This window comes from bacterium, assembly GCA_019637795.1.
Taxonomy (GTDB): Bacteria; Desulfobacterota; Binatia; order HRBIN30; family CADEER01; genus JAHBUY01.
This window is the reverse complement of sequence record JAHBUY010000004.1, coordinates 50,089-70,667: the sequence shown is the minus strand read 5'-3', so window position 1 is coordinate 70,667 and position 20,579 is coordinate 50,089. Positions and strand designations below refer to the sequence as shown.

The following is a 20,579-nucleotide window of genomic DNA, read 5'->3' as shown; positions in this document are numbered from 1 at the left end:
CGAAGGAGCGCGCCGACGAGCACGACGGGCGTCGCGCATCGCAGCCGCTGGCCATCGGCCCCGGCGGGTGCGCGACCGTCAGCGCGGCAGGCCGAGGATGCGCTGGGCGATGACGTTGCGCTGGATCTCGCTCGTGCCGCCCATGATGGTTTCCGAGCGGGCGTAGAGGTAGTCGCGCAGGCCGGGCATGTCGGCGCGCCCCGCGTAGGGGCCGAAGAAGCTCATCGCCGCCTCCTGCAGGCGCTGGTCGGTCTCGCTGCCCAGCACCTTCTCGAGCGAGCTCTCCGGCCCGGGGTGGCCGGTGCGCAGGATGTGGGTGAGGCTGCGGTAGCCCATCAGTTTCAGCAACTCGACGTCGATGAACGACTGCGCCAGCTTCTGCCGCACCAGCGGATCGCCGACGCCCCGGCTCGCCGGGTGCTCGCGGACGCGGCGGATCAGCTCGTTCAGGCTGCGTCGGATCTTGCGCTGGAAGGTGAAGGTCCACACCGGACCGCGCTCGTGCTGCAGGATGCCCATGGCGATCTGCCAGCCGGCGCCCGGCGGGCCGATCATCAGATCGGCGGGCACGCGCACGTCCTCGAAGAAGACCTCGCAGAACTCGGTCTCGCCGGTCATCTGGGTCAGCGGCCGCACCGTGATGCCGGGGCTCTTCATGTCGACCAGCAGCAGGCTGATGCCCTTGTGCTTCGGCTGGTCCAGCTCGGTGCGGCAGAGCAGGAAGCACCAGTCGGCGACCTCGGCGTGACTCGTCCACACCTTCTGGCCGTTGACGATGAATGCGTCGCCGCGTCGCTCGCCGCGGCAGCGCAGACTGCCGAGGTCGGAGCCGGCCCCGGGCTCGGAGAAGCCCTGGCACCACCAGTCCTCGCCGGAGAGCAGGCGGGTGAGGAAGCGCCGGCGCTGCGCCTCGGTGCCGTGGCGCAGCACCGCCTGGCCGATCATGTCGACGTTGGCGCTGCCGGGCGGATAGGGCGCGCCGGCGCGGTCGAGCTCCTCCTCGAACAGCCAGCGCTCGATCACCGTCGCGCCGCGGCCGCCGTGTTCGCGCGGCCAGGAGATGGCGATCCAGCCGCCGTCGAACAGCTTGCGTTGCCACTCACGGGCGATCTCGCGCCACAGCGGGTCGTCGCTGCGCGTCCAGCAGCGATCGCGCCGCCAGGCGGCGGGGACGTTGGCGGCCAGCCACGCCCGCGCCTCGGCGGCGAAGGCGAGCTCGGAGTCGGAGAAGGCGAAATCCATCGCCGTCGGGTCTAGCAAACGCGTGTTTGGCAATGGAAGGGCGCCGGTGGCGGCGGGGACAACGAGGGGGCGGGGGCGGGCGTAACGAATGTTGCGGCTGCTCCAGGCTCGCCCTTCGACCCGAGGCAGGCGGCGGCGCGCGCGCCGGCTGCTGCCGTTCCCCGAGCGCTGCCGCGCCGGGCGCGCCGTTCAGCCAGGAACCCCGATCACCAGAACGGGCCCCAGAGGCCCCAGTCCATGGCGGCGTTCTCGTTCATCTCCGCCGCCTCGACGCGCTCCTGGGTGAGCTGCCTCTCGATCGCCAGCCGCTGGTAGCGGTCGTACTGCTCCTGGCGGCCGACGTAGAGGCACTTGCAGAACTCGGCGTCGGCGTAGAGGTACGCCGTCTCGCCGTCGCGCGGCTCGGTGAAGATCTTGCGGACCGGCATCGCCTGCAGCTTGGCGAGGCGTTCGGGCGTGTCGGCCGGCTTCATCTTGAAGCCGGCGGCGGCCAGGGTGGCTTCGACCTGATGGGCGTCCTGCCGCTTGATGTAGGTGCAGGCGGGGAGGAGCGAGAGGCCGACGACCACGAGAGCCAGGCGAGCGAGTGTGCGCATGGGCGGGCTTATACAACTTGCAAACGCGGCGCGCACGCGATTCCCTGCGCGACCATGAGCCGCAGGGCGGGACCGCCGGAGCCGAGCGATCGCGACGCCGGGGTGTGGGCCGGGCGCAGCGTCGCCCGCCGCTTCGTCTCGCCGGACGGCTTCGTCGTGCTGGTCGGCCGCACGGCGGCGGACAACGACGTCCTGACGTTCAAGATCGGCGCGCCGCGCGATTTCTGGCTGCACGTCGCCGCCGATTCGGGGTCGCACGTCGTGGTCCGCAATCCCGACGGCGTCGCCAGTCTGCCGCGCGACACGGTGCAGTTCGCCGCCGGGCTGGCGGCCGGCCACTCGAAGCTGCGCGCCGGCGGCCGGGTGGCGGTCCATCTCTGCACCTGCGCCGACGTCGGCAAGCCGCGCGGCTTCCCGCCGGGGAAGGTCACCATCGAACGATACCGAACCGTACACGCGCGGCCGATCACCGCGTCGGGCGCGGCGGCGCCGGGAGAGAAGCCTTAGTCCTCGTCGGCGCGCCTCCGTGCTCTCGGCGGTGCGCTCGACCTGTTCCAGCTCGCATTGCGGCGGAGTCCGGCCACGCCCGGGCGCGTGAAGCACGTATCGCCGTAGCGCGCGTCGAACGTCGCCTGGTCGAAGTCGAGATCGGGGGACATCAGCTCCGGGCGCGGCTGCAGGCGCGGATCGGTGGGCGGACCGGCGAACTTGTTCCAGGGACAGGCCTCCTGACAGAGGTCGCAGCCGAAGAGCCAGTCGCCGATCGCCGCCCCCTCGGCGGCGCTGAACGGCCCGCGGCGCTCGATGGTGAGGTAGGAGATGCAGCGGCGGGCGTCGAGCGTGCGCGCCGCCGGCAGGGCGCCGGTCGGGCAGGCGTCGAGGCAGGCGCGGCAGCGGCCGCAGTGGTCGGCGGTGAAGGGCGCGTCCACCGCCAGCTCGAGGTCGGTGAGCACGCTGGCGATGAAGGTGTACGAACCCTGTCGGGGATCGATCAGCATGGTGTTCTTGGCGATCCAGCCGAGGCCGGCGCGTTGGGCGAGCTCGCGTTCCGGCACCGGGCCGGCGTCGACGTAGGGGCGGGTCGCCCCGGGGGTCGCTCCGAGCGCGACCAGCGCCTGGGCCAGGCGCGCCAGGCGATCGCCGAGGACGCGGTGATAGTCCTCGCTCCAGGCGTAGCGGGCGACGCGCGCCGCCGCGTCCGCCGGCGGCGGGCCGGGCGAGTAGCGTTCCAACACCACCACGGCGCGCCGCGCCCCGGCGACGATGCGCGCCGGCTCGCGCCGCCGCGCCGCCTGCCGGTGCATGTAGGTCATGGTCGCGGCATGGCCCGCGTCGAGCCAGCGCCGCAGGGCGTCGCGCTCGATCGGCGCCAGGTCGCAGACGCCGGCGGCGTGGAAGCCGAGCCGGCGCGCCGCGTCCTTGGCGGCGCGGGCCAGCTCGTCGGCGGTCGCCGCCGCTCTCGGCTTTCTTGTTCGCACCGCGGCGGTATGTTCTCATCCGGCCTTCGCGGAAGGAAGCGGGATGCCGAGCGTGCGCGTCGGGGACGTGGACCTGTACTACGAGTTGATCGACTGCACCGAGCCGTGGCGCGCCGGGGCGCCGCCGGCGGTGCTCCTCCACGGTCTCGGCACCGACCGCCGCCTGTGGCTGTACCAGGTGCCGGCGTTCTGCGGCCGCGTGCCGACGCTGCTCGTCGATCTGCGCGGCCACGGCCGCTCGCGCGGGCCGTCGGGCGAGTGGACGGTGGCCGAGATGGCGCGCGACGTCGTCCGCCTGCTGCGCAGCCTCGGGGTCGAGAAGGCGCACCTGGTCGGCCTCTCGCTCGGCGGCATGGTGGCGCAGCAGCTCGCGCTCGACTACCCGTACGCCACGGCGTCGCTGGCGCTCGCCGATACCATCGCCGGCCCGCGCCCCGGCGAGCGGCAGCGGCTGGCCGAGGCGCTGGCCTTCATCGACGGCCACGACATGCGCCAGATCGCGGAGGCGCGCCTCACCACCGCCTTCAGCGAGTCCGTCGACCCGCTGCTGCGCCGCCACTTCATCGAGCAGGTGGCGCTGAACGACAAGGCCACATACGGGCGCGCGGCGCGAGCCGCCTTCTCGTTCGACGTCCGCGACCGGCTGGCGGAGATCGCGGCGCCGACGCTGGTCCTGATCGGCGACGCCGACCGCACCTTCCCGATGCCGTGGATGGAGGACGTCGCCGACGGCATCCGCGGCGCCCGCACCGTCCGGCTCGCCGGCGCCGGCCACCTCAGCAACCTGGAACGCCCGCAGGATTTCAACCGCGCCGTCCTCGACTTCCTCGGCGTGTGAGGCGGCCATGGACGCGAGCACGATGCTGACCAGCCTCGGCCCCGAGCTCGGCTTCGGGGGGGTGGCGGGGGCGGTCGTCGGCTACGCGAGCAAGAAGGTGACGAAGCTCATCGCCCTGGCGCTCGGCCTGGTGTTCATCGCCATCCAGGGACTGGTCTACCTGCACGTCGTCACCGTCGACTGGCACCTGGTGCAGAGCAGCGCCGAGCACGTCTGGAAGGACCCGCAGGGCGTCACCCTGGCGACCCGGGCGTGGCACGTCCTGAGCGCCAACCTGCCGTTCGGCGCCGCCTTCGCCGCCGGATTCGGCGTCGGCTTCAAGCTCGGATAGCGGAGCGCCCCGCCACGGGGGCAGCAATGGGCAGGTGTCTCCGTGGCGCCGGACCGTGGTAACGAGTGTTCAATGGATACGAATACCGACCTACAGGTCGATGGCGTGCGGTGGGACCTCGCGGCCCTCTACGACGGGGTCGCGGATCCGCGGCTGGAGCAGGACCTGGCGACGGCGCTGCGCCGAGCCACGGCGTTCGCCGAGCGCTATCGCGGCACGGTCAACGTCGCCGGCGGGCCGGCGCCGGCGTGGATCGCGGAGGCGATGGCGGAGCTCGAGTCGATCCTCGAACAGGCGGACAAGCCGGCCATCTTCGCCGGGCTGCTGCACGCCGCCGACGCGCGGCCGCCGGCGCACGGGGCGTTGGTGGCGCGCACCCAGGAGCAGGGGAGCGCCATCCGCAATCAGGTGCTGTTCTTCGATCTCGAATGGTTGGCGCTCGACGACGCGCACGCCGCCGCGGTGATCGCCGATCCGGCGTGCGGCCGCTGGCGGCACCACCTGACGGCGATGCGCCGCTACCGGCCGCACACCCTGAGCGAGCCGGAGGAGAAGCTGCTCGAGGACACCGCCAACACCGGTCGCCGCGCCTTCGGCCGGCTGTTCGACGAGGTGCTGTCGGCGATGACCTTCGCGGTCGAGATCGACGGCGCGCCGCAGACCCTGACCGAGAGCGGCGTGCTGGCCTTGCTGCACGACGGCCGGCGCGACCTGCGCCGGCGCGCCGCCGCGGCGCTGACCGGCGGGCTGCGGCAGCAGTCGCTGCTCCTCACCTTCGTCTTCAACACCATCGCCCAGGACCACGCGCTCGGCGACCGGCTGCGCGGCTATGCCTCGCCGATGGCCGCCCGCCACCTCGCCAACGAGATCGACGCCGCCACCGTGGAGGCGTTGCTGCGCGCCTGCGAGGCGGGCAGCGACGTGGTCGCGGACTACTACCGGCTGAAGCGGCGCCTGCTCGGGCTCGACGTCCTCTACGACTGGGACCGCTACGCGCCGCTCGAGGCGGAGGCCGCGACGGTGTCGTGGCCGGCGGCGCGCGCCACCGTGCTCGAGGCCTACGGCGATTTCTCGCCGCGCATGCGCGAGATCGCGGAGGCCTTCTTCGCCGGACGCTGGATCGACGCGGAGAGCCGCGAGGGCAAGCGCGGCGGCGCCTTCAGCGCCAGCACCGTCCCCAGCGTCCATCCGTACGTGCTGCTCAGCTACCTCGGTCATCCGCGTGACGTCATGACGCTGGCGCACGAGCTCGGGCACGGCGTGCACCAGTACCTGGCGCGGCCGCAGGGCTACCTGCAGGCCGACACGGCGCTGACCATGGCGGAGACCGCCAGCGTCTTCGGCGAGATGCTGGTGTTCGACCGCCTGCGCCGCCAGGAGCAGGCGCCGCGCGCCCGCCTCGCCCTGCTCTGCGGCTTCATCGAGGAGGCCTTCGGCACCGTCTTCCGCCAGATCGCCCTCACCCGCTTCGAGCAGGGCCTGCACGCCGCCCGTCGCGCCGAGGGCGAGCTGTCGAGCGAGCGCATCGGCGACATCTGGATGGACGTCAACGCGGCGCTCTACCGCGACTCGATCACGCTCACCGACGACTACCGCTGGTGGTGGGCGTACATTCCGCACTTCATCCACTCGCCGTTCTACTGCTACGCCTACGGTTTCGGCGAGCTGCTCGTCCTCGCCCTCTACGAGCTCTACCTCGAGCAGGGCGCGGCCTTCGTGCCCCGCTACCTCGACCTGCTCGCCGCCGGCGGCAGCGAGTCGCCGGCGATCCTCCTGCGCCGCCTCGACATCGACGTCACCCAGCCCGAGCTCTGGCAGCGCGGCCTGAGCGTGATCCGGCGCCTGGTGGCGGAGGCAAAGGACGTGGCCGCCGCGCTGTGAGCGCGCCGGGGGCCGCGGGCGCGGCGCCGTCCACGCGCCTTACCTCGCGACACGATCGGTGATAACCGGGGGTGTCATGCCGACGGCGATTCTCGGTCTCGCCCATCATCTTCCGCCCGAGCAGCCGGTCGGTTCGCTGCGGCGTCCGACCGTGAGCGAAACGATCGGGCCGTCGGATCTGGCGCTGCCGCCGGGTCATGCGGCGCTGGCGCAGGCGGGGCTGGGCGTCGGGGACATCGACCTCATCGCCTTCGCCACCATGACGCCGGACGTCACCTTTCCGGGCGCCGCGTGTTACTTCCAGCACAAGCTGAACGCCGGGACGACCGCGGCCATCGACCTGCGCGGCCAGTGCACCGGCTTCCTCACCGGCCTGATGGTGGCCGATGCCTACCTCTCGGCCGGGATCTATCAGCACGTGCTGCTGGCCGCCGGTGAGGTGCACTCCTCCGGCCTGGACTATTCGCCGGCCGGCATCGGCATCGCCGAGCTCTTCGGCGACGGCGCCGCGGTGGCGGTGCTGGGCGGCGGCGCGAGCGGCTGCGAGTCGATCGTCTGCCACAGCGACGGACGCCAGTTCGACCGCTTCTGGATCGAATATCCCTCGAGCCGCCAGCATCCGCTGCGCATCACCGTCGAGAACCTCCGCGCCGGCAAGCATTATCCGCGCATCGACCGCGAGGCGGTCGCGGCGCTGGCGCTGGCGCAGTTGCCGGCGGTGGTGCGCGAGGCCTGCGAGCGGGCGGGCGCGACCCTGGCGCAGGTGGACGCCTTCCTCCTCAGCAACGTGCTGCCGGGGGTGGTCGAACGCTGCGCCGGCTCTCTCGGGCTCGCCGCCGACGCCTGGATCGACGCCGGCGCGGCGCACGGCCATCTCACGGCGGCGACGCTGCCGGTGGCGTTGAGTGAAGCGCTGGCCAGCGGGCGGATCGGCCGCGGGGCGCGGGTCTGTCTGGCGGCGTGCGGCGCCGGCGCCACCTGGGGCGCCGCCGTGCTGCGGGTGTGAGGCAGGGAGGGCGCATGCGCAACGCGCGCATCACCGGCATCGGGGGCTTCGTGCCGCCGAAGGTGGTCACCAACGACGACCTGTCGCGGCTGATCGACACCACCGACGACTGGATCCAGCAACGCACCGGCATTCGCGAGCGGCACTACAGCGAGGGCTGGGTCGGGGCCGCCGACATGGGCGCCGCGGCGGCGCGCGAGGCGCTGGCCAAGGCGGGCCGGCGGGCGGAGGAGATGGACTGCGTCATCTTCGCCACCCTGAGCCCCGACTACGAGATGCCGTCCAGCGCCTGCGTGCTCCAGGAGCGCCTCGGGATCGGCGGCATGCCGGCGTTCGACGTCCGCAACCAGTGCTCCGGCTTCCTCTACTCGCTCGCCACCGCCAACGCCTTCATCAAGGCGGGGCGCTTCGAACGCGTGCTGGTGGTGGGCGGCGAGGTGCACTCGACCGGCATCGACCTCACCACCCGCGGCCGCGACGTGGCGGTGATCTTCGGCGACGGCGCCGCCGCGGCGGTGGTCGAGCCGTGCGACGATCCGCGGCGCGGCATCCTGGCGACCGCGCTGCACGCCGAGGGCCGGTTCGCCGAGAAGCTGTGGCTGGAGTGCGCCGCGGCGCGCTCGCGGCCGCGCCTGACCGAGGAGATGGTGGCGAGCGAGACGCCGCGCGTCTTCCCGCGCATGGAGGGGCGCTACGTCTTCAAGCACGCGGTCGAGCGCTGCACCGAGGTCATCCGGGAAGTGCTCGAGAAAACGGGCTACACGCCCGACGACGTCAGCCTGCTGGTGCCGCACCAGGCCAACCTGCGCATCAACCAGATGGTGGCGCTCGGCTTCTCCTGGCCGGAGGAGAAGGTGGTCAACAACATCCAGCGCTACGGCAACACCACCGCCGCCTCGATCCCGTTGGCGCTCCACGAGGCGATCGCGGACGGGCGCGTGCGCGAGGGCGACCTCGTCTGCCTGGCGGGGTTCGGCGCCGGCTTCACGTGGGGCGCGATCCTCATCCGCTGGTGAGGGCGGCAATGCCGCCGGCGTTCGAGTTCGCCCCCATGGTGGCGGCCGACCTGCCGCAGGTGATGGAGATCGAGCGGCTGTCGTTCGCGTCCGATCCCTGGACCCCGGGCCTGTTCCTGCACGAGCTCAAGCTCGACTTCTCGCGCCTGCACCTGGCGCGGACCGCGGACGCGCCGCGCCGCGTGGTCGGCTACGCCTGCTGGTGGCTGGTCGGCGACGAGGTGCACATCCTCAACCTGGCGGTCCGCCCCGAGGCGCGCGGCAGCGGCGCCGGGCGGGCGCTGGTGCAACGCATTCTCGACGATGCCGTCGCCCACGGCGCGGTGAGCGTCAGTCTCGAGGTGCGGCCGGAGAACGCCGCCGCGCTCGGCCTCTACCGCGCCATGGGGTTCACCCAGATCGGCCGGCGCAAGAACTACTACGGCCGCGGCGAGGACGCGGTGATCATGGAGCGGCGGTTCGACGGCTGATCGCCCCCGCGGGGCGGGTCGCGGCGCGGCGGCCGACGCCTCACGGCGGGGTCTGCCACACCACGATGCGCCTCTCGCCGGCGTTGACCACGAGCACATCGCCGTTGTCGGCGACCGCGACGCCGATCGAATTGATGAATCGTCCCGGCGAGGTGTGGCCAAAGCTGGCGACGAAGGCGCCGTCGGGGGTGAACTTCTGCACCCGGTCGTTGCCCGCGTCGACGACGTAGACGTAGCCCTCGCGGTCGACCGCGAGGCCGCGCGGGGTCGTGAACTGCGAGGGCGCATCGCCGCTGGCGCCCCACTGCGTTCGGAAGCCGCCCGAGCGGTCGAAGGCCTGCACGCGATCGTTCCCGGAATCGGCGACGTAGACGCGGTCGCCGGACACGGCGATCCCCTGCGGGGAATTGAGCTGACCAGCGGCGCTTCCGAAGCCGCCCCACATGCCGAGAAGGACGCCATTGGAATCGAACTTCTGCACCCGATCGTTGCCACCGTCGACGACGAAGACGTTGCCGCCGTCGTCGACCGCCACCCCGCGTGGGTCCGTGAACTGTCCCGGCCCGGTGCCGGGCGCGCCGAAGAACGCGATCAGCGCCCGGTCGGCGGCGAATTTCGCGACGCTCTGGTTGGCCGCATCGGCCAGGTAGAAGTCGCCGTTGGGCGCGATGGCGATGGCGGATGCGGCATGCGGCAGGCCGGGATTGCCGCCCATCGCGATGCGCACATCGCCCTCGGGCTTCCCGTTGGGAGTGAAGAATGCGATGCGCGCCTGATCGCCGACGGTATCGCCGACGAGCACGCCCTGCAGCGGGGAGTACGCGATCGCGACTGGCGCGGCGAGTCGCCCCAGGAGCGCGTCGATCAGCGTCCACTCCGGTCGTAGATCCGGGTCGAGCTTCTGCAGCCGATCATTGTCGGTGTCGGCGACGTACAGGTTGCCGTCGGCATCGAGCGCCAGGTCGCGCGGAGAGTTGAACTGCCCGGCGCCGCCCCCTGGCTCGCCGAAGGAGCGCAGGAAGCGGCCATCCGGGTCGTAGACCTTGATCGTGTCGCCGAGGTCGCTGACGTACAGGCGGTGATCGGCGCCGATCGCGATGGCCGTCGGCGCATCGAGCCGGGTCTCGGTCGCCCCGGTCGTGCCGATGTCGAGCACGTGCTCGAACGAGGCGTCGAACTTCTGCACGCGGCTGTTGCCGAGATCGACGACATACGCATAGCCGTCGGCGTCGAAGGCGATGTCGAACGGCTGGTCGAGCTCCCCGGGGCCGCCGCCCTGTGCGCCCCACTGTCCCTGGTAGACCCCGCTGGGGCTGAATCGTTTCACATTGTTGTGCTCCGTGTCGCAGACGAACACGACGCCGGCATGCACCGTCACGCAGGACGGCTCGCCCAGATCCTCGGAGGCCACCCTGGCGGAGCCGAACTGCAGGAGGTATTGCCCGGTCGGCGAGAATTTCTGGACCCGATGGTTGCCCGCGTCGGCGACGTAGAGATTGCCGCCCGCATCGAAGCCGATCCCCCGCGGGGCGTCGAGGCGCCCGGGATCGCTGCCGGATGCGCCGACGGTGCGCACGTACTTGCCGGTCGCGTCGAGCTCGAGCACCCGATCGCGCGCGTCGGCGATCCAGATGTGCTCGTCCGCGCCGATCGCGACCCCGCTCGGCTTGCTGAGCGGCGGGATCGCGAAGCCGGGCTCGCCGAAGGCGCGGGCGAACGCGTAGTCGGCCGCGGGTGTGCGCGTCGGCGTGCGGGTGATGGTGGCCGTCGTGGCGCCGGTCGGCGTGAAGGCGGCGGTCGGCGTGCGGGTATCGGTTCCCGGGGCGTGGGTAGGGGTTGGCGTGCCGGTGAGGCTCCGGGTCGGCGTCGGCGTCGACAGGATCTGCGGCAAGGCCCGGAGGAACGCCGTGACGTCGGCGATCGAGACGCGCGAGTCGCCATTGACGTCCTTCCCCAGGCAGCTCCGGCACGGGTCGCAGAACTGCGCCTGCACCAACAGGGCGAGGTCCGTCAGTCCGATCGAGCGGTCGCAATCGACGTCGCCCGGCGCGGTGAACACGTTGCCGGCGACACAGGTGATGATCTGCGGGCACCCGGGCGTCCCCGCGCCGTGCAGCGCCGCCGGCGCGACGCCGATGGCGAGTCCCGCGATCAGCGCGCCACGCCACATCGAGCGGAAGGGGCGAGTCATCGCCCGGCCTCGCCGGTGCAACCGGCGAGCGCCTTGCTCACCGCTTGCAGGATCTCGTTGATCGTCACGACATCGTCGTGATTCGGGTCGCCGGCCGCGCAGGTCTCGACCGAGGCGTCGCCGAGGGCGATGTTCACCAGGCGCAGCAGCTCGGCGATGGTCACCTCGCGGTCGAGGCTGCAGTCGCCGACGCACACCGCCGCCGGCGTGGCCTGCGGGCTGTCGGTTGGCGACGGCGTCGGCGTCGCGGTCGGCGTGGTGCTGGGAGCGGTGGTGAGCGTGGGCGATGGCGTCGGCGATGCGACGGGCGAGGGGTTCGTCGTGCGGCTCGGCGTTCCCGTCGGCACGGCGGTCTCGCGCGGAGCGGGCGACGGGCTCGATGTGATGGACGCGGTCGCCGTCGCGGTGGAGCTGCGCGTCGACGTCGGGGTGGGCGTCCGCGGGTGGATCGCGCTCCAGAAGCCGCCGGTGAGCGTGTAGCCGGCGCTGCTCGATCGGCCGGCATCCGGTTGTCCGATCGTGCCGCTCAGCGTGAAGGCGCCGCCGAAGCTGTCCGTCACGCCGCCGCCGTCGATGGTGTCGTGGCGCAGGTCGTAGACGCCACCGCTCTGCGCACCCGCCGTGCCGCCGGCGAGCGACAGCGCCACGCAGAGGGCGACGGCGATTGCGCGGGAGGGCATCGCGATCTCGGCAGTCCCGGAGGCCGCGGCGGCGCTCACGGCTGCGAGGCGGAATCCTTCACCGCCGGCATGCCCATCGCGTCGGGCATGCCGAGCTCGAGCGGATGCAGGTAGTGGCCGACCTCGTCCGCCGGCTTGTTCTCCTCGACGACGATGCGGTGGGCGTTGGCGTAGGCGTCCTGGCGGATGCCGGTCACCTGCCAGGAGATCTTCTGACCGGGCGCGCCGCCGGCGATCCGGAACCGGTTGTCGTGCACCTCCTCGGCGACGTAGACGGGCGCGAAGGCGCCGACGCAGGTGAGCTGGTAGCGGACATCGCGGTTCAACGCCTGGAACCAGTCCGGCAGCTCGACGACGGCCTGGCCGTCCGCGTCGAGCACGGCGATCCCATCGTAGATGTTCTTCATGTCCGGACTCTCCACGAAGGAGTGCGACAGGTACTTGTTGGCCGGATCGAGCGGGTGGTCGATGAGGAACGAGCCGCCCGCTTTGGTGAGGATCCCGCTGACGTTCACCTTGCCGCTGAAGTAGCCGGCGTAGCCGGAGGTGCTTTCGCCGTAGACGCCATACGCGCCCGAGCCGTTGTTGGCGATGCCGTGCACCCCGTTGCCGTTCACCCCGTTGGCGACGCCGCGCACGCCGTCGCCGAAGGAGCCGCCGCCGGTGCTCGTGCCGAGGACGCCGAAGCTCTTGCCGCTCGAGCCGCTCACCCCCACCTGATTCGTGCTCAAGCCCCTCACGCCGGTGCCATCGCCGCTCGAACCCAACACGCCGATGCCGTCACCGACGTTGGCGAGGCCCTGCACGCCATAGCTGCCCGACGCGACGCTGGCGCCCTGGATGCCGGCGGCGCCGGGAGTGGCGCTGGTGGTGGTGCCGCTGATCACGCCACCGTCGGGCACGTTGCCGGTCAGTTGGAGCGGGACCGCGACGCTCACCGTCACCGCGCCGCTCGCGCCGCCGCCCGTCAGCCCGCTGCCGGCGGTGACCGCGGTGATGTCGCCAACCGCGGCGCAGGTGACCGTGCCGTCGCTGTTGACCTGACTCAGGGCGGTGCCGGCGGCGCAGGTTCCGTTGACGCGCTTCTGTACCGTGGCGGTGTCGATGTTGGAGTCGGTGATCGTGTTGTTGGCGATCTTGGCGCTGGTGACCGCCCCATTGGCGAGGTGGGTGACGGTGATCGCCCCGTCGGCGATCTTGGCTCCGGTGACGGACGCGTCGGGCACGCTGCCGGCGCCATTGGCGTACAGCGCGTAGGGGGCGGCGGTGATCGGTTGGCGAGGGGCGAGCACCTCGGTCGCGTGCCCCGGGCAGGCGGCGCTGATCTCGAGCCAGCGCTCGGCGCCGGAGAAGTTGGCGCCGAAATCGAGTCCGACGGAGAACAGCCCCTTGTCGATGCCGACCGCGAGCGGCCCGACGGTCGCCAGCGCGGAGCCGCCGTTCGCCGCGCCGAAGAGGGCGAACTGCAGGTTGCAGACGCCATCGGCCGGTGCGCCGTCGACGCTCAGTTGGCCCTGGTAGGTGAAACTGGTTCCCACCGCCGCGGCGGGCGTCGCCGCCGGGACGCCAAGCAGCGCGGTCGTCAGCACCACCAGCAAGCCTCTGGCGGCGAGTGCCGTGCAGGACATGCGCTTCCTCCGGACCGGCCGATGTCACGCTTGTGGGAAGGGAGTCAATCGCCGGACGGCACGACGGCGCACAGGGGATCGGCTTCGCGCGCCGAGTCCAACGGCGTGCCTTGCTTCTGGCGTGGCATGCGCATACCGTATGCGTATCGTTCGCAGGGTGAGGAGCTTGTATGAGATCTGCGCGCAAGGTGGCGACAAACGTGTCGATTCGGGCCGAGGTCGTGCAGGAGGCGAAAGCACTGGGCATGAACCTGTCCGCGGTGTGCGAGGCAGCGGTGGTCGAAGCCGTGCGGCGCGGGCGGCAGGAAACGTGGCTCGAAGAGAACCGCGCAGCTATCGAATCGTACAACGCTCTGGTCGCGCGCGACGGCGTGTTGAGCGACCAGTGGCGAAAGTTCTGATGGCGCAGTTCGACCTCTTCCGCCTGCCGCGCAACAAGCGCTACCCGTTCCTGGTCGACCTGCAGGCCGACCTGTTACGTGATCTGGCGACGCGCGTGGTCGCGCCGCTGACTGCGGTCACGCGGCTGAAGGGCGGACCGATCAGCCGTCTGAATCCGGTCGTCGAGGTCGAGGGAACGACGTACGTCGTGTTGTTTCAGGAGTTGGCGGCGCTTCCCGTCAGCGCGCTGGGTGCCGCGGCCGGCAACTTGCGCAGCCGTCGCGATGAGCTGATTGCCGCGCTCGATCTGTTGTGCACGGGCATCTGACCTGACTCGTGCGGGCGTGCGCGCCTGGGGGGCATGCATCCGATGACGGTGCACGCCGCTCGCCTGCACGTGGACGGAATCCCGGGCTGCGTGGCCACCGCGGGGACGATAGGTGGCGCCGGAGATGAATCGTCCTCCAGGGCGCGCCGCTCGCCGCCGCGACGAGCGAGCGCGGATCACGCTGATGTCCCAGACCGGGAAGCTCGCATGCGCGCGTAGTCGGCGGCGGTGTCCACGTCGGTGGCGGCCTCCGGACAGTCGACGAATGTCGCCTGCGCGCCGGCGGCGAGGATGAGCGCCTTGCAGCCCCGGTCGCGGTCGAGGGCGAGGAGCTGCGGGAAGACCTCGGCGGCGAAGAAGGCGGGGACGCCGACCGTTGCGGCGTAGCGCGAGGCGACGATCGGGTGTCCGGTCGCAGCGCGGGCGGCGAGGAGGCGCTCGATGCTGGCGGCGGTCACCCGCGGCTGGTCGGCGAGCGCCAGGACGGCGCCGGCGGCGCCATGCGCGGCCGCGGCGGCGATGCCGGCGGCGATCGAGGTGCCGATGCCCTCGGCCCAGCGGCGGTTGTCGACGATCCGGACCGGCAGGCCCACGAGCGCGGCGGCGGTGCGGTCGCGCTCGGCGCCGAGCACGACCAGGAGCGGCCGGCACGGCGTGGCGAGCAGCGCCGACGCCGTGTGATGGACGAGTGTGCGCCCGCCGAAGGCGAGCAACTGCTTCGGCCGGCCGAGGCGGCGCGAGCCGCCGGCGGCGAGCAGCACCAGGGCGACGTCAGACATCCCCGACCGCGAGCGCGCAGACGGGATGCTCGGCCGGCTCTCCGAGCGGCGCCGCGCATCCGATCTCCTCGACGGGCCGGTGGATGGGCCCGTCGCGCAGCCGCATCTTGCCGCCAGCGCGGCCGCTGAGCTCCGCCTGGATCTCGGCCACGATCGCGAGCGCGATCAGCTCGGGGGTGTCGGCCCCGATGTCGAGGCCGATCGGCGCGTGCAGATCGGCCGCCGCGCCATCGATCTCGGCGAGCAGCCGTTCGCGCCGCGACTGCGAGCCGAGGACGCCGAGATAGCGCGGGCGCAGCGGCAGCAGGGCACGGAGCAGGGCGGCGTCCTGCGGGAAATTGTGGGTCATGAGGACGACGATACTGTCGCCGTCGATCGTCAGCCCGGCGAGTGGCTGCTCGCGGGAGAGCAGCACGACGCGATCGGCGCCGGGGAAGCGGTCCGCGCGCGCGAAGCCGCGGCGGCCGTCGGCGATCGTGACGTGCCAGCCGAGCTGCGCGGCCAGCGTGACCAACGGCAGCGCGTCGTGGCCGGCCCCGAAGATGACCAGCGCCGGCGGCGGCACGACGCACTCGACGAACACCGCTCCCGCGGGCGTGTGCACGAGGCGGCTGCGCCCGCCGCGCAACGCCTCGCCGGCCTGGGCGCGGAGCGCGGACTGCCACCCCGTGCCGCACAGCTCGCCGCCGCGCGGGGCGCCGCCCTCGTCGAGGAACAGCCGGTCGCCGACCGCGAGTGGCGAGTCGGCGGCGGCGTGAACCACCGTCGCCACGCATCCGGGTCGCCGCGTCGCGCGGCGGTCGGCGAGGAACGCCAGTGTCTGGCGCACGGGCTCGGTGTCGGCGCGCTCGAGCAGCACGTGCACGACGCCGTTGCAGCCGAGGCCGAACTCCCACGCCGCGTCGTCCTCGGACGTGGTGTCGTAGACGCGGAGCGTCGGCCGACCGCCCTCGGTCATCCACCACGCCCGGCGGCAGACGTCCGTCTCCAGGCAGCCGCCGCTGATCGAGCCGACATGACGGCCGTCGCGGCGGATCAGCATGCGGGCGCCCGGCCGGCGATAGGCCGAGCCCTGGACGTGCACGACGGTGGCCAGCACCGCCGCCTCGCCCGTGGCCTCGACCTCCCGCCAACCGGCGAGGATCGCCTCGGTTTCGTCCATGGCCTCAGAGCCCGCCCATGCGCGCGCCGGGGAAGAACGGGAGCGTGCGCACCCGCTGTCCAGTGAGCGTGAAGTAGGCGTTGGCGATCGCCGGCGCGATCGGCGGCACGCCCGGCTCGCCGATGCCGCCGATCGGCACCGACGGATTGGGCGGCATGATCTGCACCGTGATGTCCGGCATCTGGCGTAGTTTGACCATCGGATAGGCGTCGAAGTTTCGTACGCCCGCCTTGCCGGCGGTGAAGTTGATCTGCCCCCACAGCGCGGCACTGATGCCATGCACGATGCCGCCCTGCATCTGGGCCGTGATCTGGTCCGGGTTCACCGGCCGGCCGCAGTCGACCGCGCACCAGACGCGATGGACGCGGATCTGCCCGGCGGTCGGTATCGAGATCTCCGCGACTTCGGCCACGACGCTGTTGAACGCCCACGCCAGCGCGATGCCGCGCGCCCGGCCCGACGGCACGGCGCCGCCCCAGCCGGCCAGCGACGCGGCCTGATCGAGCACCGCCAGGCCGCGCGGATCGCTGCGCAGCAGTTGGCGGCGCAGGAGGTAGGGATCCATGCGGATCGCCGCCGCCAGCTCGTCGATCATGCTCTCGATCGCGAAGGTGTTGATGGAGTGGCCGACCGAGCGCCAGTAGCCGACCGGCACCGGCGACGGATGGACGACGTGCTCGACGAGACGGGCGCCGAGCTCGTAGGTGAGGCCGGTCGGCGTCGTGGCGCCGTCGATGGCCTGGCTGTCGACGGCGGTGAAGGTCGGCCGCCGCTGCTGGGTGATCGAGGGCGAGCAGTTGCGGTAGGCCCAGGCGGACACCGTGCCGTCGCCGCCGACGCGCGCGCGCACCCGCACCACCGCCATGGGGCGGAACTGGTCGCGCGTGAAGTCCTCCTCGCGCGGCCACATCAGCTTCACCGGCTTGCCGATCGCTTTCGCGACCTGCACCGCCTGGCTGATGAAATCCTGCTCGATCTTCCGCCCGAGCCCGCCGCCGAGCATGGTCGTGTGCACGGTGATGCGGTCCGGCGACAAGCCGGTGATCGCCGCCGCGGTCGCGACCGTCGCCAGTTGTCCCTGGGTCGGCGCCCAGATCTCGCAGCCGCCGGCGGTGATGCTGACGGTGCAGTTCAGCACCTCCATGGTGGCGTGCGCCAGATACGGCAGCCGGTAGGTGGCCTCGACCAGCGTGCCGCCGCCGTTGCCGATCGCCGTGTTGGCGTCGCCGATGGTCTCGGCGACGCGTGGCGTGCCGTTGGCGATCAGCGCGTCGGCCTGCGAGAAGAGCGCGCTGGTCGTGATCGACTGCGACGAGGTGGGGATCGACCATGACGCGTTCAACTGGTTGGCCAGTTTCATCGCCTTCCAGGTGTTGTCGGCGACCACGGCGACGGCGTTGACCATGCCGGTCTGCTCGCTGCCGCGGTCGGTTCCGGCGAGGACGGTGAGCGGCACGACGGCGATGGCGCCGGCGGGTTTCGCCGGCGTGCCGACCAGTCGGCCGCCGAGCGACGGACAATGCTTCACCACCGCGTACACCATGCCCGGTACGCGCACGTCGATGCCGTACGTGGCGCTGCCGTCAGTCTTGGACGGGATGTCGACGCGCGGCATCGACTTGCCGATGATGCGCAGGGCGTTGTCGGGCACCAGCGCCGGCGCGCTCGGCACCGGCATCGTCGCCGCGAGGGGGGCGAGCTCCCCATAGCGCAGCGCGGCGCTGGTGAGGGTGTTGATCACCGTGCCGTTGCTGGCCCGGCAGAGGCCCGGCGAGATCCCCCAGGTCTGCGCCGCGGCGGCGATGAACATGTCGCGCGCCGTCGCGCCGGCGAGGCGCAGCGCCTGGTAGTAGCCGCGGATGCTGGCGCTGCCGCCGGTGAGCTGGGTGCGGAAGAGGGGATTGGCGTAGGCGCTCCCGGCCGGCGCCGCCTCGGCCTTCACGCGCTTCCAATCGACCATGAGATCTTCCGCGAGCAACTGAGCCAGGCCCGTCATCACCCCCTGACCCATCTCGGAGCTGCCGATCAGCATGGTGATCGAATCGTCGGTGCCGAGCTGGATCCAGGTGTTGATCGTGGTCGCGGCCCCACCGGCGGCGCGGGCGGCGCGCGTCATGCCTTCGATGCTGAAGGTGAGCAGAAAAGCCCCGGCGGCCGAGGCGGTGACCAGGAATTGGCGGCGGGTCACGCCGGGAGTGGCGGCTTCGCCTTCGTCGACGGCTTCATTCGCCATGGCGTCCTCCATCACAGACTCTTCAGCGCATTGCGGATGCGCAGGTAGGTGCCGCAGACGCACAGATTGCCGAGCTCGTTCGCCACTTCGGCTCCCGGCGCGCCGGCGCGCAGCCGCGCCGCCGCGGCCATCAGCATCCCCGACTGGCAGTAGCCGCACTGCGGCACCTGGTGGTCGATCCACGCCTGCTGCAGCGGATGACTGTGATTCGGCGACAGCCCTTCGATGGTCGTCACGTTCTTCCCCGCCGCTTCCTTCACCTCGTAGACGCAACTGTGCTCCTCCTGGCCGTTGACGAGCACGGTGCAGGCGCCGCACAGCTCGCGACCGCAGCCGTACTTCGTCCCGGTGAGCCCCAGCACATCGCGCAGCACCCACAGCAGCGGCGTCGTCTCATCGACGTTGACCTGGTACGACTGGCCATTGACGTTCAGCGTGATCACCTCTCCCTCTCCTCTCGTTGGGCGCACGCCTGCGTTGCAGCACGCGCGCGATCGTCGTCGTTGATCCTGCCACTGCTCTCGTTTCGTCGTCCCCCGGCGGCTGCTCGCGCTGAGCAAGCGCGAGACCAGACGACACGGCTAACTGGAAGATGGCGGCACGTGCGATTGTGCTGCGTGCGATCGCCGATGCGCGTCGACGAACGCGTGAATCGCGCGACACGCATGACACTTTTCCATCGGAATATGAGAGACGGTTCATTTCGTTCTCATGGACCGTGTCGCGCGGACCGCTGGGGCGCCGACTGCCGAGGCGGCGGGAGCGAGCTCGGATGGAAGCACCGGTCGCAGTCGCCGCAGCACTGCGCATCAGGGGTGGCGGCGGTTACGACGATCCGATCGCACCACCGTGCGCGACGCCGTTCGACGGCCGCCGTGACGCGACGTCGACGATGCGCATGCCGCAGAGGTCGACGGAGACGCCGACACGCACCCGCAACCCGACGAGCCCGCGAAGGCGACCCCGATGGAGTCCCGGGCCGCGCCTTGGCGGACGCGCGTCGCCGGTTGGCGCCTCTCTGGGGGGAAGCCGCCCTGGCGTCAGATCGCCGGCGGCCGTTGCGGCCGGTAGGCGCAGCAGCCGGGAGGGCACGGGAACGGCCGCGGCCCGCGGCTGCCGAGGGCGCGCGGGGTGCGTCCGGCGATGTGTCCGGCGATCAGTTCGCGCAGCCCGGCGACGAAGGCCGGCGCCGCGCCCGCGGCGCGCGCGCGCGCCATGCGCAGCCCGATCTCGTCGGCGACCGCTCGTGCCTGGATGTCGAGATCGAACCGGACCTCCATGTGGTCGGCGACGAAGCCGATGGGGACCAGCACCACGGCCTCGACGCCGGCCTGACGGAGCGCCCGCAGGTGGTCGCAGACGTCGGGTTCGAGCCAGGGCTGCGTCGGTGGGCCGCTGCGGCTCTGGAAGACGAGATCGTGGGGCGTGCCCGCCGGCCCCAGGCGCTCGGCGACCAGCGCCGCCGCCTCGCGCAACTCGGCCTCGTAGTCGCAGGTCGCGGCCATCGCGGTCGGAATCGAGTGCGCGGTGAACACCAGGCGCGCCGGCGACGACGCGCGCCCCAGGCGCGCCAGGGCGTCGCGCGTGTGCTCCACCATGGTCTCGATGAATGCCGGGTGGTTGAAGAAGGGCGGCAGCTTCTCGATGAGCGGCGCGCGCTCGCCGACGGCGGTCCGGGCGCGCGCGATGTCCTCGAGATACTGGCGGCACCCCGAGTAGGAGCTGTACGCGGAGGTGCACACGGCGACGGCGCGGCGAATCCCGTCGTCGGCCATTGCGCGCAGGGTGTCGGGCAGCATCGGGTGCCAGTGGCGGTTGCCCCAGTAGACCGGAAGCGCCGGGCCGTTGCGCGCCAGCTCCGCCCGCAGGGCGGCCAGCAGCTTTCGGCACTCGTCGTTGATCGGGCTGACGCCGCCGAAGAGTCGGTAGTGCTGGCCGACCGCCTCGAGACGGGCGCGCGGGATGTCGCGACCCCGGGTCACGTTCTCCAGGAAGGGGATCACGTCGTCGGGTCCTTCCGGTCCGCCGAAGGACAGCAGCAACACGCCATCGAAGGGCGGCGGACCCGTCATGATCGGCAGCTCCCGGCTCGCTCCCGGCGTGGACGAGGAGGATCGGGCGGGCGCCGCGCCGACGCCGGGCGAGATCCGCCCCGCGGCGGCGCCGACGGCGTCAGGCCAACATCCCCGATCATGCCGACGTCGATGTGCAAGATGTCCTCTCCCTGAAGGCAGCCGGCCGCGCGCCGGCTGGCCGCGCGCGGTGGTTCCCGCGCGCCGAGACTATCGGCAGGGCCGCGTCCTGCAAGTCGGCAGGTCGCGCTCGGCGCGAATTTCCGC

General features: G+C 72.0%; 20 protein-coding genes. 9 read left to right on the top strand and 11 right to left on the bottom strand.

Annotation, left to right across the window (positions count from 1 at the left end; all coding sequences use genetic code 11):
- Positions 1-78 precede the first annotated feature (78 nt).
- Together KF840_14365 and KF840_14360 are read right to left on the bottom strand one after the other, a co-directional pair.
- A complete protein-coding gene (locus tag KF840_14365) occupies positions 79-1,242 on the bottom strand; it encodes an acyl-CoA dehydrogenase family protein (protein MBX3026088.1) in 1,164 nt (387 codons plus the stop codon).
- Between the two features lie 206 nt (positions 1,243-1,448).
- Positions 1,449-1,838 carry a hypothetical protein gene (locus tag KF840_14360; protein MBX3026087.1) on the bottom strand — a complete coding sequence of 130 codons (390 nt, stop codon included), beginning with the start codon at positions 1,836-1,838 and terminating at the stop codon, positions 1,449-1,451.
- 54 nt (positions 1,839-1,892) lie between these two features.
- Here KF840_14360 and KF840_14355 point away from each other — a divergent pair, with 54 nt between their 5' ends.
- Positions 1,893-2,345, top strand: a complete 453-nt coding sequence (locus KF840_14355; GenBank protein MBX3026086.1) for a DUF814 domain-containing protein — start codon at positions 1,893-1,895, stop codon at positions 2,343-2,345.
- On the opposite strand, the gene queG is transcribed toward KF840_14355, so the two are convergent.
- Entirely contained in the window at positions 2,342-3,316 is a 975-nt protein-coding gene (queG, locus tag KF840_14350; protein ID MBX3026085.1) for a tRNA epoxyqueuosine(34) reductase QueG, read from the bottom strand. The genes KF840_14355 and queG overlap by 4 nt on opposite strands.
- A 43-nt stretch (positions 3,317-3,359) precedes the next feature.
- On the opposite strand from queG, the gene KF840_14345 reads away from it, so the two are divergent.
- From KF840_14345 to rimI, 6 genes are all read left to right on the top strand, one after another.
- Positions 3,360-4,154, top strand: coding sequence for an alpha/beta fold hydrolase (locus KF840_14345; GenBank protein ID MBX3026084.1), 795 nt, complete (start codon positions 3,360-3,362; stop codon positions 4,152-4,154).
- 7 nt (positions 4,155-4,161) lie between these two features.
- A complete protein-coding gene (locus KF840_14340) occupies positions 4,162-4,485 on the top strand; it encodes an FUN14 domain-containing protein (protein ID MBX3026083.1) in 324 nt (107 codons plus the stop codon).
- A gap of 72 nt (positions 4,486-4,557) precedes the next feature.
- On the top strand, positions 4,558-6,366 hold the full coding sequence (locus tag KF840_14335; protein ID MBX3026082.1) for a M3 family oligoendopeptidase: 1,809 nt from the start codon (positions 4,558-4,560) through the stop codon (positions 6,364-6,366).
- 76 nt (positions 6,367-6,442) lie between these two features.
- On the top strand, positions 6,443-7,372 hold the full coding sequence (locus KF840_14330) for a 3-oxoacyl-ACP synthase III family protein (protein MBX3026081.1): 930 nt from the start codon (positions 6,443-6,445) through the stop codon (positions 7,370-7,372).
- Positions 7,373-7,386: 14 nt separating this feature from the next.
- Entirely contained in the window at positions 7,387-8,388 is a 1,002-nt protein-coding gene (locus KF840_14325) for a ketoacyl-ACP synthase III (protein ID MBX3026080.1), read from the top strand.
- 8 nt (positions 8,389-8,396) lie between these two features.
- Complete coding sequence (gene rimI, locus KF840_14320) at positions 8,397-8,858, top strand: ribosomal protein S18-alanine N-acetyltransferase (GenBank protein MBX3026079.1); 462 nt, start codon at positions 8,397-8,399, stop codon at positions 8,856-8,858.
- Positions 8,859-8,898: 40 nt separating this feature from the next.
- Here rimI and KF840_14315 read toward each other — a convergent pair whose 3' ends face one another.
- From KF840_14315 to KF840_14305, 3 genes are read right to left on the bottom strand one after another with little or no spacing between them, the layout of a single operon-like run.
- The gene (locus KF840_14315; protein MBX3026078.1) at positions 8,899-11,049 is read right to left on the bottom strand and encodes an SMP-30/gluconolactonase/LRE family protein; all 2,151 of its coding nucleotides are present in this window, start codon (positions 11,047-11,049) and stop codon (positions 8,899-8,901) included.
- Positions 11,046-11,729, bottom strand: a complete 684-nt coding sequence (locus KF840_14310; protein ID MBX3026077.1) for a hypothetical protein — start codon at positions 11,727-11,729, stop codon at positions 11,046-11,048. Before KF840_14310 ends, KF840_14315 begins: the two co-directional genes overlap by 4 nt.
- 35 nt (positions 11,730-11,764) lie before the next feature.
- Complete coding sequence (locus KF840_14305) at positions 11,765-13,357, bottom strand: hypothetical protein (GenBank protein ID MBX3026076.1); 1,593 nt, start codon at positions 13,355-13,357, stop codon at positions 11,765-11,767.
- Between the two features lie 170 nt (positions 13,358-13,527).
- On the opposite strand from KF840_14305, the gene KF840_14300 reads away from it, so the two are divergent.
- Both KF840_14300 and KF840_14295 read left to right on the top strand, forming a co-directional pair.
- Positions 13,528-13,758: a type II toxin-antitoxin system CcdA family antitoxin gene (locus tag KF840_14300; GenBank protein MBX3026075.1), complete on the top strand. Its 231-nt coding sequence runs from the start codon at positions 13,528-13,530 to the stop codon at positions 13,756-13,758.
- The gene (locus tag KF840_14295; protein MBX3026074.1) at positions 13,758-14,066 is read left to right on the top strand and encodes a CcdB family protein; all 309 of its coding nucleotides are present in this window, start codon (positions 13,758-13,760) and stop codon (positions 14,064-14,066) included. The genes KF840_14300 and KF840_14295 overlap by 1 nt, the downstream gene beginning before the upstream one ends.
- 176 nt (positions 14,067-14,242) lie before the next feature.
- Here KF840_14295 and KF840_14290 read toward each other — a convergent pair whose 3' ends face one another.
- From KF840_14290 to KF840_14270, 5 genes are all read right to left on the bottom strand, one after another.
- A complete protein-coding gene (locus KF840_14290) occupies positions 14,243-14,845 on the bottom strand; it encodes a nucleotidyltransferase family protein (protein MBX3026073.1) in 603 nt (200 codons plus the stop codon).
- Positions 14,838-16,007: an XdhC family protein gene (locus KF840_14285; protein MBX3026072.1), complete on the bottom strand. Its 1,170-nt coding sequence runs from the start codon at positions 16,005-16,007 to the stop codon at positions 14,838-14,840. The genes KF840_14290 and KF840_14285 overlap by 8 nt, the downstream gene beginning before the upstream one ends.
- Before the next feature lie 4 nt (positions 16,008-16,011).
- Positions 16,012-18,240, bottom strand: coding sequence for a xanthine dehydrogenase family protein molybdopterin-binding subunit (locus KF840_14280; protein MBX3026071.1), 2,229 nt, complete (start codon positions 18,238-18,240; stop codon positions 16,012-16,014).
- An 11-nt stretch (positions 18,241-18,251) separates the two neighbouring features.
- Positions 18,252-18,683, bottom strand: a complete 432-nt coding sequence (locus KF840_14275) for a (2Fe-2S)-binding protein (protein MBX3026070.1) — start codon at positions 18,681-18,683, stop codon at positions 18,252-18,254.
- 597 nt (positions 18,684-19,280) lie between these two features.
- Positions 19,281-20,312, bottom strand: coding sequence for a ferrochelatase (locus KF840_14270; GenBank protein ID MBX3026069.1), 1,032 nt, complete (start codon positions 20,310-20,312; stop codon positions 19,281-19,283).
- Between the last annotated feature and the right edge of the window lie 267 nt (positions 20,313-20,579).

Excerpts from the sequence above, each read along its gene's own strand:
- KF840_14335 (MBX3026082.1), top strand. The coding sequence starts at position 4,558 with ATGGATACGAATACCGACCTACAGGTCGATGGCGTGCGGTGGGACCTC.
- KF840_14295 (MBX3026074.1), top strand. The coding sequence starts at position 13,758 with ATGGCGCAGTTCGACCTCTTCCGCCTGCCGCGCAACAAGCGCTACCCG.
- KF840_14305 (MBX3026076.1), bottom strand. The coding sequence starts at position 13,357 with ATGTCCTGCACGGCACTCGCCGCCAGAGGCTTGCTGGTGGTGCTGACG.
- KF840_14330 (MBX3026081.1), top strand. The coding sequence starts at position 6,443 with ATGCCGACGGCGATTCTCGGTCTCGCCCATCATCTTCCGCCCGAGCAG.
- KF840_14365 (MBX3026088.1), bottom strand. The coding sequence starts at position 1,242 with ATGGATTTCGCCTTCTCCGACTCCGAGCTCGCCTTCGCCGCCGAGGCG.
- KF840_14270 (MBX3026069.1), bottom strand. The coding sequence starts at position 20,312 with ATGACGGGTCCGCCGCCCTTCGATGGCGTGTTGCTGCTGTCCTTCGGC.
- KF840_14290 (MBX3026073.1), bottom strand. The coding sequence starts at position 14,845 with ATGTCTGACGTCGCCCTGGTGCTGCTCGCCGCCGGCGGCTCGCGCCGC.
- KF840_14285 (MBX3026072.1), bottom strand. The coding sequence starts at position 16,007 with ATGGACGAAACCGAGGCGATCCTCGCCGGTTGGCGGGAGGTCGAGGCC.
- KF840_14360 (MBX3026087.1), bottom strand. The coding sequence starts at position 1,838 with ATGCGCACACTCGCTCGCCTGGCTCTCGTGGTCGTCGGCCTCTCGCTC.
- KF840_14315 (MBX3026078.1), bottom strand. The coding sequence starts at position 11,049 with ATGACTCGCCCCTTCCGCTCGATGTGGCGTGGCGCGCTGATCGCGGGA.
- KF840_14310 (MBX3026077.1), bottom strand. The coding sequence starts at position 11,729 with ATGCCCTCCCGCGCAATCGCCGTCGCCCTCTGCGTGGCGCTGTCGCTC.
- rimI (MBX3026079.1), top strand. The coding sequence starts at position 8,397 with ATGCCGCCGGCGTTCGAGTTCGCCCCCATGGTGGCGGCCGACCTGCCG.
- KF840_14355 (MBX3026086.1), top strand. The coding sequence starts at position 1,893 with ATGAGCCGCAGGGCGGGACCGCCGGAGCCGAGCGATCGCGACGCCGGG.
- KF840_14325 (MBX3026080.1), top strand. The coding sequence starts at position 7,387 with ATGCGCAACGCGCGCATCACCGGCATCGGGGGCTTCGTGCCGCCGAAG.
- KF840_14340 (MBX3026083.1), top strand. The coding sequence starts at position 4,162 with ATGGACGCGAGCACGATGCTGACCAGCCTCGGCCCCGAGCTCGGCTTC.
- KF840_14345 (MBX3026084.1), top strand. The coding sequence starts at position 3,360 with ATGCCGAGCGTGCGCGTCGGGGACGTGGACCTGTACTACGAGTTGATC.
- KF840_14280 (MBX3026071.1), bottom strand. The coding sequence starts at position 18,240 with ATGGCGAATGAAGCCGTCGACGAAGGCGAAGCCGCCACTCCCGGCGTG.
- KF840_14300 (MBX3026075.1), top strand. The coding sequence starts at position 13,528 with ATGAGATCTGCGCGCAAGGTGGCGACAAACGTGTCGATTCGGGCCGAG.